Origin of the sequence: Rufibacter immobilis (assembly GCF_003721565.1) — a bacterium.
GTDB lineage: Bacteria > Bacteroidota > Bacteroidia > Cytophagales > Hymenobacteraceae > Nibribacter > Nibribacter immobilis.
On sequence record NZ_RJJE01000017.1, the window covers coordinates 1,588,672 to 1,605,032 of the forward strand.

General features: G+C 56.6%; 12 protein-coding genes. All 12 read right to left on the bottom strand.

Translation table 11 applies throughout. The features are described 5' to 3' along the window. Positions 1-34 precede the first annotated feature (34 nt). Positions 35-802, bottom strand: coding sequence for a rhamnogalacturonan acetylesterase (locus tag EFA69_RS19625; RefSeq protein ID WP_123134743.1), 768 nt, complete (start codon positions 800-802; stop codon positions 35-37). Positions 803-954: 152 nt separating this feature from the next. Continuing rightward, positions 955-1,353, bottom strand: a complete 399-nt coding sequence (locus EFA69_RS19630; RefSeq protein ID WP_123134744.1) for a VOC family protein — start codon at positions 1,351-1,353, stop codon at positions 955-957. Further along, a complete protein-coding gene (locus EFA69_RS19635) occupies positions 1,350-3,332 on the bottom strand; it encodes an alpha/beta hydrolase family protein (RefSeq protein ID WP_221175774.1) in 1,983 nt (660 codons plus the stop codon). Before EFA69_RS19635 ends, EFA69_RS19630 begins: the two co-directional genes overlap by 4 nt. 131 nt (positions 3,333-3,463) lie before the next feature. Beyond that, a complete protein-coding gene (locus EFA69_RS19640) occupies positions 3,464-4,264 on the bottom strand; it encodes a rhamnogalacturonan acetylesterase (RefSeq protein ID WP_123134746.1) in 801 nt (266 codons plus the stop codon). A 58-nt stretch (positions 4,265-4,322) separates the two neighbouring features. Further along, positions 4,323-6,083, bottom strand: a complete 1,761-nt coding sequence (locus EFA69_RS19645; protein WP_394342833.1) for a glycoside hydrolase family 28 protein — start codon at positions 6,081-6,083, stop codon at positions 4,323-4,325. A 251-nt stretch (positions 6,084-6,334) separates the two neighbouring features. Next, the gene (locus EFA69_RS19650; protein WP_123134929.1) at positions 6,335-7,993 is read right to left on the bottom strand and encodes a glycoside hydrolase family 43 protein; all 1,659 of its coding nucleotides are present in this window, start codon (positions 7,991-7,993) and stop codon (positions 6,335-6,337) included. A gap of 118 nt (positions 7,994-8,111) precedes the next feature. Beyond that, on the bottom strand, positions 8,112-9,812 hold the full coding sequence (locus tag EFA69_RS19655) for a FlgD immunoglobulin-like domain containing protein (RefSeq protein ID WP_123134748.1): 1,701 nt from the start codon (positions 9,810-9,812) through the stop codon (positions 8,112-8,114). A gap of 236 nt (positions 9,813-10,048) precedes the next feature. Then, entirely contained in the window at positions 10,049-11,038 is a 990-nt protein-coding gene (locus EFA69_RS19660) for a pectinesterase family protein (protein WP_123134749.1), read from the bottom strand. Positions 11,039-11,046: 8 nt separating this feature from the next. Next, positions 11,047-12,279 carry a glycoside hydrolase family 88/105 protein gene (locus EFA69_RS19665; RefSeq protein WP_123134750.1) on the bottom strand — a complete coding sequence of 411 codons (1,233 nt, stop codon included), beginning with the start codon at positions 12,277-12,279 and terminating at the stop codon, positions 11,047-11,049. 105 nt (positions 12,280-12,384) lie between these two features. Beyond that, a complete protein-coding gene (locus EFA69_RS19670; protein ID WP_123134751.1) occupies positions 12,385-13,329 on the bottom strand; it encodes a pectinesterase family protein in 945 nt (314 codons plus the stop codon). Between the two features lie 11 nt (positions 13,330-13,340). Further along, positions 13,341-14,744, bottom strand: a complete 1,404-nt coding sequence (locus tag EFA69_RS19675) for a pectate lyase family protein (RefSeq protein ID WP_123134930.1) — start codon at positions 14,742-14,744, stop codon at positions 13,341-13,343. A 186-nt stretch (positions 14,745-14,930) separates the two neighbouring features. Beyond that, complete coding sequence (locus EFA69_RS19680; RefSeq protein ID WP_123134752.1) at positions 14,931-16,229, bottom strand: DUF4861 domain-containing protein; 1,299 nt, start codon at positions 16,227-16,229, stop codon at positions 14,931-14,933. Positions 16,230-16,361 lie beyond the last annotated feature (132 nt).

Here is a 16,361-nt window from a genome sequence, read left to right on the forward strand (position 1 = left end):
TTTTTCCGAAAACGGGGGCAAAACAGAGATTTGGCTACTTCACCGGCCGCTTCACAATGCGGTCTGCCAGACCTAGTTTCAAGGCTTTGACCTCGGCTAAGACAAGCTGGGCCATTTCACGGGCGCCCAGCTCGTTGAAGTGGGTATCGTCTGCCTTACCTTGCGGATAGTTGGGGTGCTCGCCGGGTTGCAGGTGCACGAACAGTTTTTTGGAAGTCTCTGGGCCGTACTGCTGCAACAGCGCCTGGCTTTTACGGTCTAGGTCAATGAGGGGCACCTGGTGCTGCTGCTGCGCCACAGAACGCACAATGCCAGAATATACCGCATGGGTTTCTTCCACTTTACCGGCGGCATCAAACTTACGGCGGGCGGCGGGCGTGATGAGCACCGGCTGGGCTTTTTTCTTTCTGGCCTCCGAGACAAACCGTTCCAGATTGGCCCTATAATCTGCCTCAGTGGTATAGCTTTTCTTGGTGCTCACCTCGTCATTGTGCCCGAACTGGATGAACACGTAATCTCCGGCTTTGAGCGCGGCGGACACCGGTTGCCAGCGGTTCTCCTCCAGAAAGGTTCGTGTGCTTCGGCCGTTCATGGCGCGGTTATCTACCGTGACCGTGGAGTCAAAGAAATACACAAACGGCATGCCCCACCCCGTCTCTGGGTAAGCTCTGGTTTCTTTCACAGATAAGGTAGAATCCCCCACCAGGTACACTGTGATGGGCTGCTTTCGCTCCTTCGGCAGGAAAGACCACAGCGCCAGACAGCATAGACATAGGGCAAGAACCGCGAATCTAGATTTCATATCTCCTTAATAGAATATTAACGTGTGACAGGCTCCGGTTTCGGCCAGACTTGTTTCCTGAAGCAGGTTTGGCCTCTCACCAAAGGCAGATGCTGGACCAAATGCTGATTAGAGGCGCTTTTTCCGAAAAAAGCCCTAAACCGGAAGCAAGATTACCATTCAAACCTGGCCAGCATGGGGGTGCCTCTCTTGCAGAGTTGCAGCGCCAGGCCCCAAGGGTCGCGCAGCATGACCAGGTGCGATCCGTCTTCCAGGTGCTGGTCAGACACCAGGGTGGCCCCGGCGGCGCAGAGCCTTGCCCGGTCCTCGGTGGGGTTCTCAGACACAAAAGCCAGGTGCACCAGCAAGGGGTCCATGGTGCGGTAAGGCGGCACCTGGTCTGCGGGGTTCAGGTAGATTTCCACCATGATTCTACCCGAGTCATCGGCGAGGAAAGTGGTGTACGGGGCGTCTTTCATCTGCCGCACCAGACGCAGGCCCAGGTGGGTGATATACCAATCAGCCATGGCCAGCGGGTCTTCCACGTTGAGGGCGAAGTGTTCTAATTTCATAGCGTAAGGTTCTTGATTCTGGCGTTGCTTCGGTTCACCAGATCTGGTAAATCATAAAATTGCAGCAGGCCCGGCACCACGTTGGAGTACATGTTCTGCTGAATGGGTTTTACGAGATAAGTCTCAAAAGAGGAAATGGACTCTGCCACCTGCGCCTGCGTGATTCTCTCGTCCAGAAAGGCCGCATGGGTGAGCACGGGTCCGTAGAGGCCGTTGGCCCACACATGCACGGGCAGGTTCTTCCAGTGGGGCTGCGCGTGCAGGAAATCCAAGAGCGTAACGAGGTCCTGCACCCGCTGCCCCAGCAAAGGGCGTTTCAGGTGCAGGCTCAGCACGGCGTTCCGGTACTCGTGGGTCCAGTATTTGGGGTCGTTGAGTTTGGGATCATCCTGGGTTTCCCCTACGCCCCTCAGATCGGGCAACACTAACACGTTTCCGGCGGCCATTTCCCCTTGAATCAGGCTGTCGTTCTTGGCGGCCGCGGCTTTCCCTTTCTCCTCCAGCCTGATCACCAGTTTGTGCGGCTTCCCGGTTAGAGGCCTGTAAATCAGCACCGGGAGGGGCAGTTCGCCCTGGCGCAGCAGAATCCGTTTCTCCAGCCGATAGTTTTTGCCCTGGCTTTCGCCGCTCAGCTCAGAGGAAACCGGCGAAGTGTTCGGCCTCCAGCCGATGACCTCCCGCACTTTGGCTTGCAGGGCCGCCGTGTTCTGTTCCGCCAGAAAAGCCTGCCGTTGCGGGGCCAGTGCCTTGAACTGCCGGTAAGTTACGTCTGGAATGGTGGTTTCCGGGGCAAAGGCGGTGTTGGCCTGCCCAGTGGTGGTGGCCAGCAGGTCTTTCTCGGGCAAGGTCCCTATTTCGCCTTCCTGCACGGGTTTCTCGTCCTGGTACAGCCATTTCCGGAACCAGGCCACGGCTACCTCACGCTTAGGCCGGGAAATGCCGTGCCCGTCGGGCCAGGTGAAGAGTTTCAGTTGCTGGGGCTGGCCCAGCGTGGCGTATACTTTCTGAAGTTCCTGATATCCTTCCTGCACGCCCCGGTAATCCACGAAATCATGCTCACCGGCCAGCAGCAGCAGAGGCTTGGGGCCCGACATCAGGAGAAAATCTGCGAACTCCAGCTGCTCCTCGCCGGGAATGAACTGGCAGCCGTCCGGAATGCCGCCCAACTCCAAGGAGCGCTCGCGCAGGGTGAAATAACTGCAGGGCGCGGCCACCTTGATGCGGATGTCATAAGCCATGAGGTAAGCGGTCTGGGTGCCGCCTCCGGAATTCCCAATGGCCCCGATGCGGTTTCGGTCTACCTCGGGCCTTGTCTCCAGATAATCTATCCCGCGCAGGTTGTCCCAGAGCATGTAAGCCGCCACGCTGCTGCCCACCAAGTTGGCGCCGGCGTTGAGTAAGGTGTGTTCCGTGGTGGAGCCTCTGGTCAGGGATTTGCCGGTTTTATCGGTTAGCTGCACGCGCTCGCCCTGCGAAAAGGGATCAATGGACAGCACCACAAACCCGTTGAGCGCGAACAGGCGGGCCGTTTTCTGGTAAGACTCCGTGGCTTTGGAAGTCATCTCGTGGCCGTTCAGGAGCACCACCGCCGGAAACGGGCCTTTGCCCTGCGGTACATACAGGTTGGCCGTGGCGTGGTGGTTGGGCCGGCTCTGGTAAATAACGTTCTCTATGCGGTACCCTTTCTGGTTTAGCTGCCGGGTGGTTTTGGCGTTTAGCGGCCCTTTTTCCGGAAACTGCCCCAAAACAGAAAGGTACTGCCGTTTCGCCTGAGCCTGGTATTCTTTGAGGGCCTGGGGCGAGGCCAGGGCTTTTTGCAGCCGCTCCCGGCGCTGGTCATACGCGGCGTGCAGGTCGCGCAGCAGGTAGGCGTTGAACGTGGTCTGGGCTTTCCAGGTGAGTGCCTGCGGCGAGGACTGGGCAAACGCCGCCGGGGCCAAACCCACCGCCATCAACCATGCGCAGAAAGTCTTTTTCAATCTCATTGGGTGTACTCGCATCAAGATTCGCTTTTGCTGCCTTTTTCCGGTTCCGTACTTCGGCAACGGCCGGAAACTAAAATTTGCGTTTAAGGGCTGTTTTTCCAAAAAGAGCCCCTAAACGCAAACCTCTACATTTTCTGGGGCAAGGCTTTCATGCCTTCAAACACCAAGCGGGCTACTTCTTTCGCGCCTTCGGGCTGGAAATGGGTATTGTCTTTCTGCCCTTGGGGATAGTTCTTGTACTGGCCCGCCGGAAGGTTCATGAAATACGTATTGGTCACAAACTCCTGGCCTTTGGCCGAAAAAGACTCAATCGACAGTTGCTCCAGGTCTATCAACAGCACGTTCAGTTCTTTGGCCACGTCTTTCACCGCCTGCGGATAGTTGCCATGCACGTTGCCCAATCTACCGTCTTTCCAGGGGTAGTTGCGGGTCACGGGCGTGAGCAGCACCGGAACAGCGCCTTTCTGGCGGGTTTGGGTCACGTACAGCCGCAGAAACTCTTTGTAGCCCTGGATGTTGACGTAGCGTTCCGGCTTGTCTACGGCGGCATCATTGTGCCCGAACTGGATCATGACCACATCATCCTTCTTTAGATCCTGGTACACCGCCGCCCACCGGCCTTCCTCAAAAAAAGTGCGGGTGCTGCGGCCGCCCCGGGCTTTGTCCAGGAGCACCACGCTGTCTCCCTTGATGAGATGCTTGACTTTAGACAGGCTGTCTTTGGTTAGAAACGGCCTGAACACCTGCCCCCAGCCCATGATTGGGTAGCGTTTGTTCAGGTAGTCTTCGCCGTCATAGTCAGAATAGTCGGCCACGGTAGAGTCGCCAATGAGGTAAACCCGCACCACTTTCTTCTTGAACGGCACGAAGGCCAGCGCCACAAGCGCCGCCAGGAGCAGGAAGGAATAAAGGAATTGCTTCTTCATCTTGCATATATCTTCTCAAGCAGTATCAGATCGGCCGCAGGGCCACTCTATTCCTATTCTACTGAACGCTGACGGCGGTTTTGCCCAGGTCTTTGCCTTTGGAAATTTGCGTCTGCGTATTCTTGAAGTCTTTGTTCGCCAGTTTCACATTCTGCGTGAGCGGGCCCAGCACTTTCACCACCGGCTCCTGGGTGTCTTTGTAGGTTAGCCCCTGCACGTTCACGTTTTTGCTGTTGTAGATGGTGAGGGCGGGGCCTTTCTCGGCTAAGACTTTCACGTTCTTGAGCGTGATACCCGAGGCGTCTACCGCCGAGATTCCTTTCCTGGCTTTAAGGTAGGCGTTCTCAATGGTCACGTTCTGGAGATTCATCTCAGGCAGGCCTTGCAGGGCCACGGCCTCATCGGCACCCGAAACGGTGATGTTGCGCATCCAGATGTTTCTGAACGACGGCGTTTCCTCCGTCACGGGCACCAGTTTCTCCACGCGGGCCTCATCGCTGGCTTTCTGGTCTTCCTCCAGCACAGGAGAATTTCCGCCGTAGAACAGGTTAAAGCTGATGGCCTGCGTGGGGATGTTGATCATGTCAATGTTGGAGATCCAGATGTTTTCCACCACGCCGCCGCGGCCCCGGGTGCTCTTGAACCGCAGGCCAATGTCGGTGCCCATGAAGGTGCAGTCAGATACGTGCACGTTGCGCACGCCGCTGCTCATCTCGCTGCCCACCACAAAACCGCCGTGGCCGTGGTACACCACGTTGTTCTTCACAATCACGTTCTCAGTAGGTACACCCCGCTCACGGCCGTCTTTGTCTTTCCCAGACTTGAAGCAGATGGCATCGTCGCCCACGTCAAAGGTGTTGTTATAGACCAGCGCGTTCTTGCAGGACTCCAGATCCAGGCCGTCGCCATTCTGGCTGTACCAGGGGTTGCGCACGTTGAGGTTGCGCAGGATGATGTCCTGGCACATGAGCGGGTGCAGGTTCCAGGCGGGCGAGTTCTGGAATGTAGGTCCGTCCAGCAGTACTCGTTTGCAGTTTATGAGGCTCAACAGCACGGGGCGCAGGTAGTCTTTCACGGCCTCAAACTCGGCGCGGGTTTTCAGGTCGGGCACGTTGAAGTTGCTGCCCTGGGTATCGCCTTTCAGGGCATTTTCAGTGGGGTACCACATATCGCCTTTGGCGTTGAGCACGCCGGTTTTGGTCAGTTCTTTCCACTGGGCGGCGGTCATCTTGCTTTTTTTCACGGGGCGCCAGGCATCACCGTTGCCGTCAAACGTACCTGAGCCCGTGATGGCGATGTTCTCCAGGTTTCTGCCCGAGATAGGCGACTGGCAGCGGAACGTGTTCAGGCCCTCAAAGCTGGTTTCCACCACCGGATAGTCGTTGAAATCACGGCTGAAGATGACCATGGCCCCGGCCTCGGCGTGCAGGTTGATGTTGCTTTTGAGCACGATGGGGCCCGTGAGCCAGAGTCCGCGGGGGATGACCACCGTTCCGCCGCCCTTGGCGGAAACGTCATTGATGGCCTGCTCAAAGGCTTGGGTATTTTTGGTGATGCCGTCTGCCACGGCCCCGTACTGGGTAATGCTCACGCGATAATTGGGGAAGCTGGTTTCCTGCACCCGGGGCATGTTGAACTCCACACCTTTGTACACTTCATCTATAGAAGTGATGCCCTGGCCGTTCCCGGAGGTTGCAGTGGCCGTCGGAGCCGGAGCCGCCGCCGTCATCACATGGGCTGGCTGACGCTGGCAGGAAATCTGAAACACGCCCGCCACGGCTACCGCCACAGCTAGTCTGGATGTAAGCAAATTCTTCATATTCATACGCTCTTTTATTCCCTCTTTGGGTTACTGCGTTTAGGGGCTCTTTTTGGTAAAACAGCTCCTAAACGTCTGAATTGTTTTGTTACTTATCTCACTCACCTCCGGCGAGTATTGGCTACTTTCGGTCCCTGCCCGAGTTTCTGGTAAGCAAATCAAGGGGCCGGGAGCCGATCTTAGTTCACAAAGTGTTGCTTCAGTTTAGGGCCTCTTTTTCGAAAAACAGCCCCTAAACGGAAACGGCCGGCTTAAGGGCTTATCCTGAACCAGTCATAATCGGCGTAGCCGGAGTCATTGGTTTTGTCCTGGCGCGTGGCGAAGAGCCCCACCTTGGCGCCTATCCAGCGGCCAGGCACGGCGGTAAAGGGAGCCCCTGCGTCTTTGAAGTTCTGCCCATCCTGGCTGTAGCTGAACTGGCATTGGGCGCCGGCGCTTACTTTTACCCTGAAATAGACTTCGTTCCCGGTGAGTTTGCCCAGTTCCTGCTCTTTCTCCGGGGTGCCTTTGTCGGCTTTCTGGGCGGTGTTGTAGGTGAGGTACAGCCCGTCTTTTCTGCTCACCAGCGACAGGTGCGCGTAGTCTGCGCCCATAATGACCAGCCCGGTGCGTTCGTTCTGGAGCTTGGGATTGGGCGTGAATTTAAGCTTAGTAGTCACGGTAAAAGCCTGGGCCGGGAATTTCTGGAGCAGCAGATTGGGCACGTCCCAGAGGTTCTGCGCGCCTTCGGGAACCTGGTCTGTGAAAAGGCGCAGGTGGCCTTTGTTGGAGGCGAAGGCCCAGGTGCTTCTGGGGTTGGCGTGCCACTGCCACTGCAGGCCCAACCCGTGCCCGTTGAATTCATCAGACTCAGCGGGCGTGGCAACGGGATAGGCTTTGCCCACGTTAGGCTTCTTGTACGTGAGTACCGGTTGGCCTTTGCCGTCGTTGTCTGGGTCTTCACCAATCACGGGCCAGTCATTGATCCATTTCATGGGTTGCAGGTGCACCACGCGGCCGTAGGCTTCCTTGTCCTGGAAGTGCAGGAACCAGTCTTCGCCGGTTTTGGTGTCTACCCACGCGCCCTGGTGCGGACCGTTGATGGGCGTTTTTCCCTGGTCCATGACAATCTTCTCCTCATAGGGGCCATAGATGTTCTTAGACCGAAGCACCAGTTGCCAGCCCGTGGCCACCCCGCCCGCTGGCGCGAAGATGTAGTAATAGCCGTTGCGCTTGTAGAACTTGGGGCCTTCCACGGTGGGGTGCGCATCATGGCCGTCAAAGACCATCACGCCCTCGTCCAGAACCTTGGTGCCCTCTGGGTTCATGCGGTTAACGGTGAGAATGCTCTTGATGCCCGCGCGGCTACCGGCCCACCCGTGCACCAGGTACGCCTGGCCGTCCTCATCCCAGAACGGGCAGGAATCAATGAGGCCTTTGCCGGGCATCACCAGCACCGGCTCCTCCCACTTCCCGGCGGGGTTCCTGGTCTTCACCATGTAAATCCCGAAGTCTGGGTCGCCCCAATAAATATAGAAATCGCCTTTGTGGTGCCGGATGGCCGGGGCCCACACCCCGTTGCCGTGCTGCGGTTTGGCAAAATGATCATAGGGCGGCAAGCGGTCCAGGGCGTAGCCAATGAGTTTCCAGTTCACAAGGTCTTTGGAGTGCAGGATCTGCAAACCCGGGATGGCGTTGAAACTGGACGAGGTCATGTAGTAATCATCGCCCACGCGGCAGACATCAGGGTCTGAGTAATCAGCGTCCAGGACGGGGTTGCGGTAGGTGCCGTCGCCTTTGTCAGAAACCCACACGCGGGAAGGGGCGGGCGCTTCGGCCACCGTCTGGGCAACTTGCGGCACAGCGGCCTTTTCTGTCTGGCAGGCCAGCAGGAAAAGGAATCCGGCCACGGTGTACTGTCTCATTTGCATCATTCAGGTTCTTTCATGCTGCTTCTCCAGAGTTGCGGCACGTGGCCGTTGCCTGAGAAGCCTTCCTTATATCTTGGTTCTGGTTTGGGCCTTTTTCTGGAAAAAGAGCCGCTAAACGCTATTCATGGACCAGCGCAATCCGTTTGACTACCCGTTCTTTGCCCATCTGGAGGGAGTACAGGTACAGTCCGGCGCCTAGTTTTCTGCCGCTGGCATCGGTGCCGTTCCATTCCACTTTGTGCGCCCCCGCCCCCATAGCCGCGTGCCGCACCGTGGTAATCTCCCTTCCCGCCAAGTCCAGAATTTTAAGCGACACCACAGCTTTCTGAGCCGAAGTAAACGTGAACGTGACGTTGCGGGAGAAGGGATTGGGGTAAGCGCCGCTGGCAAAAACATCTACCTCTTCTTTAGCGGATGTGACCAAAGCCGTGGGCGACTGGCCGTTCAGGTATTCTTCCAGATTGGTGTAGCCGTTGTTATTGGCGTCTGCGTTTCTGTCTGCGGGGTTGTTGGGGTTGAGGCCGTACTGGGTTTCCCAGGCATCGGGCATGCCGTCATGGTCAGTGTCTGCGGGGGCGGGCAGGCTTTCCAGCACGGGCCAGCCGCCTACCGTCGCCTGCGTGTCAATAATGCCTTTCTTCTCCCCGAACGCGCCGCCGTACGTGGCCGTGCCGGTGCGCACTTCCCGGATGATTCTGGTATCTACCGGATCGCGTTTGAGGCTGGCCCCGGCCTGCGCCAGCACGGCCTCATAGGCTTCCACGGCGGTATGGTCGGTCTGCATGTGGTAGGCGATGGGCGCGGTGAGTTTTACCTGAGCTCTCTTCTCTATGGGGAGGTTACTGGCGTAGTCTACTCCGCCGGCCCAATTGTCCTGGGTGACGGCGGCGTTGCCCTCCACGTGGTTTCCGTTGATGTAGAAAGTGCCATAGCCTGCCCCATACGCGGGATCTGCCTCAAAAGACACCTGCACAATGCGTTTGTTTTTGCTGCCGGGCGTGGCCGGACCGGGTTTGTAGTAGTTGTTCACAAGATTGTATTGCCCGTTTTCGCCGCCGTAGGCGCTGTTGTCTGCCCAGTTGTAGAGCACGTTGTTCCGGAAATCTACATGCTCTTTGGGATAGGTACCGCCATTAATGCCGGAGCGACCACCGCCGTTGAACCGCGGGTTGCGGCTGCTGTGGTGCGCCAGCAGGTTGTGGTGGAACGAGGCCTGGTCTCCGCCCCAGATGCCGCCGTAGCCGTGGTTCCCTTTGTCATGCACTGATTTGTACAGGCTCTCGCTCAAAATACACCACTGCATGGTGAAGTTCCTGTTGAGGTAAAAGCTGGCCGTCTCATCTACCGACCAACTCATGGAGCAGTGGTCTATAATGATGTTCTGGTGATTACGGCCCCAGATGGCATCATTCTCCACCTTGGCCTCATCGCCTAGCCTGAACCGCAGGTACCGGATAATCACGTTGTCGGCGTCAAGGGTTACGGTTTGGTTACTCAGGCAGATGCCGTCGCCGGGGGCGGTCTGGCCGGCAATGGTGAGGTCGCCGTTTTTGATGGAAAGCGGAGACAGCAGTTTGATGGTACCGCTCACCCTGAACACAATGGTTCTGGCCCCGGAGGCCAACACCGCGCTTCTAAAGCTTCCGGGCCCGGAGTCATTCAGGTTGGTGACTTCTATGACAGTACCGCCCCGACCGCCGGTGGTGAAACGTCCAAACCCTTCGGCCCCGGGAAAAGCCAGCTGCTGCGCAGACGCAATGGGTGAACTCAGCGCCAACAGCATCAGCAGCGACATAAGATGCGGTAGATGTTTTTTCATACTATTCAGTTGGTCTTACCTGGTCTTTCCTTGTTCATCTGTTCTAGCTACTCTTCCAGATTTCTAATCCCTAACAGCTGAATCAAACTGTTCTTTCATTGTAGCTTCAGTTTTTGCTACTCTTCACGCTTTCATCATCCCCCTACCCCCTTCAAAGGAGGACGTGGAATGTGTTGCCTTTTCTTTTGCGTTTAGGGGCTGTTTTTGGAAAAAGAGCCGCTAAACGCAAATGCTGGTTATTTCGCCGCCTGAGGGGTCTGCTTTTCGGCTTTGGGGTCCCAGTCCTGGAAGATGTTCTTCAGGGTGTATTGCTGGGCTTCCTGGGTGGTAAGCTGTTTAGACCACGGCACCCGGTTCTTAGAAGCGGCTCCCGGACCGGTAGAATTGTACTCGGCGTAGAAGGTGGTTTTCTCGGCCTCGGGCTTGCTCCAGTTGTGCCAGCCCTCGGGCCTGATGTGTTTGCCCAGATAAGTGTTAATGAAAACCGTTTTGGCGAAAGGTCTCCAGGGGCGGCCCAGATAGAAAGAATTCTGGGGAGCATCGCCGGTGAGGCGGCAGTTGAGGAACACGAAGCCATAGGGAGCGCCTTCCAACGTGGAGGCCGCCGTGATGTAGTTGCCGCCTTTCTTGCAGAAGATCTCGCAGTTCTCAAACACCGCCGTAGACCACCCGAAGATGAAGTCGGTGGTGCCTTCTATGTAGCAGTTCTGGTAGTACTGGCGGCTCTTCTCGCCGTGTGGGTACAGGGTATCCTGAAAGCCCAGGAACCGACAGTTTCTGAAGATGACCTTGTCACCGTCTACCCGCACGGCCACCGCCTGCCCCACCGGGCCCGCGCTGTTCTCAAAGGTGAGGTTCTCCGCCGTGAAATCATCGCCATAGACAAAGAAACTGGTAGAGCCGGTGGTGCCCATCTCCTCGCCAAACCTGTTCTTCTTAGCGGCATAATCATCATAGGTGAGAATGGTTTTCTTCACGTCCTGGCCCACCAGGCGCACGTTGGTTTTGGTGGGCGGCAGTGTGATTTTCTCTTTGTAGACCCCGTTCTTGATGTAGATGCTGGTCTGGTTCTTCCGGAAATCCGGTACGGCGTTGATGGCTTCCTGCACGGTTCTGAACTGGCCGCTGCCGTCTTTGGCTACCACAAAATCATAGGTCTGCGCGCGCGCCTGCCCCAACAAAAGGCTGAACCACACCAGCAGAAGAAGCGATTTTCTCAATGTCATACCCTCGCTTATTTTGCCGCCTGCGCGGTGCCCATTTCCTCAAATTCCAGCGAAGCCATGATGAACGGCGACACCGCCTTGGGGTCATTGTCACGGCGCTCCTCGTTGATGTAGTACTCATAGCTTCCCGACCGGTACGGCGTGCCGCCCAAACCCGCCACGGCGCACACCTGCGTGATACTGATGGTGCCATCCGGGTTCTGTTTGATCAGGTGGTTAAGCAGGCCAGTATAGCCTTTGCGGGCGTTGTCCAGATATTTTTTTTCTATGTAGCCTTTCTTGGCAGCCTTCACCAGAAAGTACGTGAACATGCTGGAGGCCGAACCTTCCAGGTAATTCCCTTCGCGGCCGCCCTGGTCCACCACTTGCCACCACAGTCCGGTTTTGGGGTCCTGGTACTGGGCAATGGCCCCGGCCATTTTCTGCGTGATCTTCAGGATGTCGTCTCTTCTGGGGTGGTTCTGCGGGAAGAAATCCAGCACATCCACCAAAGCCATGGCGTACCAACCCATGGCGCGGCCCCATACGTTCGGCGAAAGCCCAGTCTGTTTATCGGCCCAGGGTTGTTCGCGTTTTTCGTCCCAGCCATGGTAGAACAGGTTCTTTTCTTTTACATAGGTGTGCTTATCCACCAGCGTGATTTGCAGGGCCACATCGTCATAGTTGGCGGGCTCATGGTAGGTAGCGGCATATTGCGTAAGGAACGGCGAGGCCATGTACAGACCGTCTAGCCACATCTGGTGCGGATAGATTTTCTTGTGCCAGAAACCGCCCTCAGAAGTTCTGGGGTGGGTGCGCATCTGGTCACGCAGTTCGTCTAAAGCGATTTTATATTTCTGCTGACCGGTTTCCTGGTGCAGGAAAATCAGGAACTTGCCGGGGTTCACGCGGTCAATGTTGTAGTCGCTTTTCTTGTAGGTCTTGATCTTGCCGTCCTGGGTAATCATGGTATCGGCGAAGGCCTGGATGTAGGTGAGGTACTTCTGGTCACGGGTGCGTTTCCAGACCCGCTCCAGCGCACTGGCGAAGAGGCCTTGGGTATAGTCCCATTTGGGTTCTTTCCGGAAGTCGATCATCCAGCCCTGCGGACTGCGTTTCATCTCAGAGTCGGCCATCCAGACGGAATAGGGTTTGCCAGCCGGCGAGAGGGCAGCCGTGCTTCCGGCGGGGGTTTGGCCAGAGCGGCAAGCCGAAAACAGCAAGGCCAGCAGGGTGAGAATCAGTGAGGTACGCTTCTTCATAACTTCTTGGGGTAATCGTTTCAAAGTGCACGGCTCCCTCTGGCAGATGAACCATGTTTTCGTTTAGGGGCCGTTTTTCCGAAAAGAGCCGCTAAACGCGCTTCTTCATTTCTTAGGGTTCCAGTGGTCCTGGCCCGCCAGCACCACCTCGGGTTTAGCCAGTTTCTTCGCTTCTTTTTTCTTCAGTTGCTTTGACCAGGCCACCCGCTTCTCGGGCGCAGCCCCGGGGCCGGTAGAGTTGTACTCGGCGTAGAAGGTGGTTTTCTCGGCTTCGGGTTTGCTCCAGTTGTGCCAGCCCTCGGGCCTGATGTGCGCGCCCAAGGTTGAGTTGAGGAAAACCGTCTGCGCGAAAGGCCGCCAGGGCCTGCCCAGGTATACTTTGGGGGCCTCCGGGATTCCGGTCACGGTGCAGTTCAGGAACACAAACCCGTAAGGCTGGCCCTGCGGCGTAGAGGCCGCCGTGATGTACGAGTTCTTTTTGCAGTGAATGGTGCAGTTCTCAAAGAAGGCAGTGGCCGGCCCGAAGATAAAGTCGGTGGTGCCTTCAATGTAGCAGTTCTGGTAGTATTGGCGGCTGTTGTCTACCCCGGCGTACAGGGTGTCCTGGTTGCCCACAATGCGGCAGTTGGTAAACACGCAGCGGTCGGCCTCAACGTGCAGCGCCACGGCCTGCCCCACCGGGCCCGCGCTGTTCTCAAAGGTGAGGTTCTGGGCCCTGAACTCATTGCCCTGCACCAGCACCGTGTAAGACGTGAATGTGTTGATGTTGCCTTTGCCCGAATAATCATCCCAGACAATGATGGTTTTATCGCGGTCTTCGCCAATGAAGGAGACCTTGGTTTTCCAAGACGAAATCACCAGTTTCTCTTTGTAGACCCCGTTCCTGATCTGGATTTCCATGCGCTCACTGGGGAAAGCCGGAATAGCGTCTACCGCCGCCTGGATGGAGGTGTAGTCGCCGCTCCCATCCTGGGCCACCACCAGCTTCTGCTGCTGCGCCTGCGCCAGAAATCCGGCAAGAGACAATACGAGTACTGCTATCCACTTCATGTGCGTCCCTCCTACTTTACCAGGCTGTTCAGATACACTTCTATGTTGGAATACTGCTGGTGCAGCGTGAACGTGGATGCGTCTGCCGCATTGGCCGGGTCAAGTTTATGCGCTTTCTCCCAGGCGTCTGGCATGCCGTCCTGATCCTTATCTGGGGGAGCCTCCGAAGATTTCAGTTGCGGGAAGCCCCCTACATCCTGTGGCGAGTCTATGATGCCGTTCTGCTTTTTGCCGCTTCTGGAGTTTCCGGTCCGCACTTCCTGCACCACCCGCGCATCAACGGCGTCTCGCTTCAAACTGGCGCCCGCATGGGCCAGCACCGCCTCATAGGCCGCTTTGGGTTCCTGCACCTGTATGGTGGCAGCCTGGAAAGGCTGGTTTGCTTTTACCGCCTGCACAGAATCCTGATGGTCTGGCTGCACCCCGCCTGCCCAATTGTCTTTGCTTACCGCGGCAAATCCTTCCACGTAATTTCCCTGCACGTAAAATTTCCCGTAAGGCGCCGATGGGTTCACAATTCTGTTCCGCTTAGATTCTAAGGTAGCCGGACCGGATTTGAAATAATTGTTGACCACGTTGTAACGGCCCTTCTCACCACCGTACATGCTGTTGTGCCCCCAGTTGTAGATTACGTTATTGGTGAAATCCACCAGCTCGTCTGGCTTGTTGGGCACCGATTTTGAACCGCTGAACCGGGGGTTACGGCTGTTGTTGCTCGCAATAAGGTTATGGTGGAAAGAGGCCCCCTGGCCGCCCCAGATACCGCCGTAGCCGTGGTCTCCCTTTTCATGCACGGAGTGGTTCAGAGCTTCAGCAATAATGCTCCACTGCAAGGTGAAGTTCTGGTTATAATAGAAAGAGGCGCACTCATCGGTGGCCCAACTCATGGAGCAGTGGTCTATGATGAGGTTCTTGTTTCCCCGGTTGGCCCCCAAGGCGTCGGCTTGTTGTTTCTGCGCATCGCCCAGCCGGAAGCGGAGGTACCGCAGAATCACGTTATCGGCTTTCACACTTACCTGGTAATTCTTGAGGCAAATGCCGTCACCGGGCGCCGACTGTCCGGCAATGGTGAGGTCTCCGTTGTTGATGTCCAGCGGCGATTGCAGCTCAATGTTCCCAGATACGGCGAAGATAATGATGCGCGGCCCTTTCTTCCGGATGGCCTCGCGCAGACTTCCCGGCCCGCTGTCGTTCAGGTTGGTGACCACCACTACCTGTCCGCCGCGGCCACCGGTGGTGTACTTCCCAAAGCCTTCGGCCCCGGGAAACGCCAGCGCCTGCGGGTTGCCGGTAGAAGCTTGCCCGGTGGAGCCGGCGGTGGATGGGGTCACGTTCTGGGCGCACCCGGTGAGACTGATCATCTGGAAAGCGATTCCCAACAGGGGAAGCTTGGGGAAACGGTGCAAAATGTTCATCATCTGTACTCTGGTAAATTGAGGGAGGCCCTTCTGCTGCTTATCTTCCCTTGCCTCCGGTTGTGTTTCTGCTGCCCTTTAACTTAGTGGCGGGGCAGGTATGACTCCTGTTTAGGGGCTCTTTTTCGAAAAACGGCCTCTAAACGGAAACATATCCTAAAGCTTAATCGCGCTTGGCGCCGGGTTCTATTTGGAGAGCTTCACCTGTACCGGATTAGCCAGCTCCTCCGCTACTCTATTCAGGTATTGGTGGAATTCGGCCTCGGTTTTGATGCCGTTGGGCTCCAGTTCCCAGGCCGCCAGAAAGTAATATTCGGCCTGGCCGTTGGCTGGTTTGAGCTGCACCACATGGTTCAACGGGTCTTCGGTGATTTCCAGGAGGTCCTGGGATTTGAACAGCACGGCAATACCCACATTGTCTGGCGGGTTGTTCAGTGTCTGCGGGCCGTACGTGGCAATGTAGCCGTACCGTTTGCCTGCTTCCCCTTTAGAAGTCACCAGTTTGGCGGCTTTGTCTTTGATGAGGCCCGTGCTGATGTTCTGCGGCTGTCCGTTCTCCAGGCGCATCTGGTGGCGGGTAAGTCTGGTGCCCGCATGGATGCTGAGCTGCGAGTGCACGTTCAGTTTGAGGCCCGCCATCTGCCACCCGTAATAGTCTGTGAGGATAGACGAATACACATCTCCGTTCTGGGTGATTTTGCTGTAAGTGCTGTCGGTTTTCTCCACGCGCACGGCCTTTCCGTTGTCAAACATAGCCAGGGAACCTACCCCCAGAGCTTTACCCACCTTGAGGATGTCCATGCCCCAGGGCTGTTGGTTGTGGTAAGAATCATAACCATCCAGCCCCACCTGTTGCAGCACCATGGCATTGGTTTTCTTCCCGAACACGTCTACCCCATTGCGCCAGTCCAGGTAAAAGCGGTAGCCCACTTTGTCCGATTCCCAACCCGGCCCCTCGTAGCGCAGGTAATAGGAATGGTCGGTGAGCTCAGAGGGCACGCGCAGGGAATCAATGTTCTGGAAGGTGCCGCCAATGTATTTCCGGTTTTCCCAGCGGCCACCCACCTTTTTGGAAAGCTCGGCTTGGGTGCGTTTGGGGTAGGTGCGCTTGTTGGTCCCGTTCTCGTTGAACCTGACGGTAAGATTGCGGGTCTCGCCGGCCTTCAGGTTGTCCAGCACCAACGCGATGCCTGTGTTGAAGGTGTCTTTGGCATTGTACTGGCTGGGCACCTCAGCGGTACCGTCATACACGGCAAAAGCTTGTCCATTGAACCTGCGGTGACTCTTTTGCAGATCGGCCTCATTGATCAGCACGAACACGCTTTCGCGTTCACGGTTGAGGGGATTGGTTACTTGTACAGTAAAGGATTGGGGGAATTCAGGGGATGAACCTGCCTGCGGACTTTGGCTGGTGGCACAGCCCAGGCTCTGCAGCAGCAGGAATGCGAACACTCCGTTCATCCATTTCTTTACGTGACTCGTCATAGTCTATTCTGGTGCTAAGTGAAATCTGCCGGGGCAGAAGTAAATTCAGATGCTGTTTAGGGGCTTTTTTTGGAAAAACAGGCGCTAAACGGCTTTCAAATTCATGTTCTCAGGTTCTTTCTCTGTAAGCGT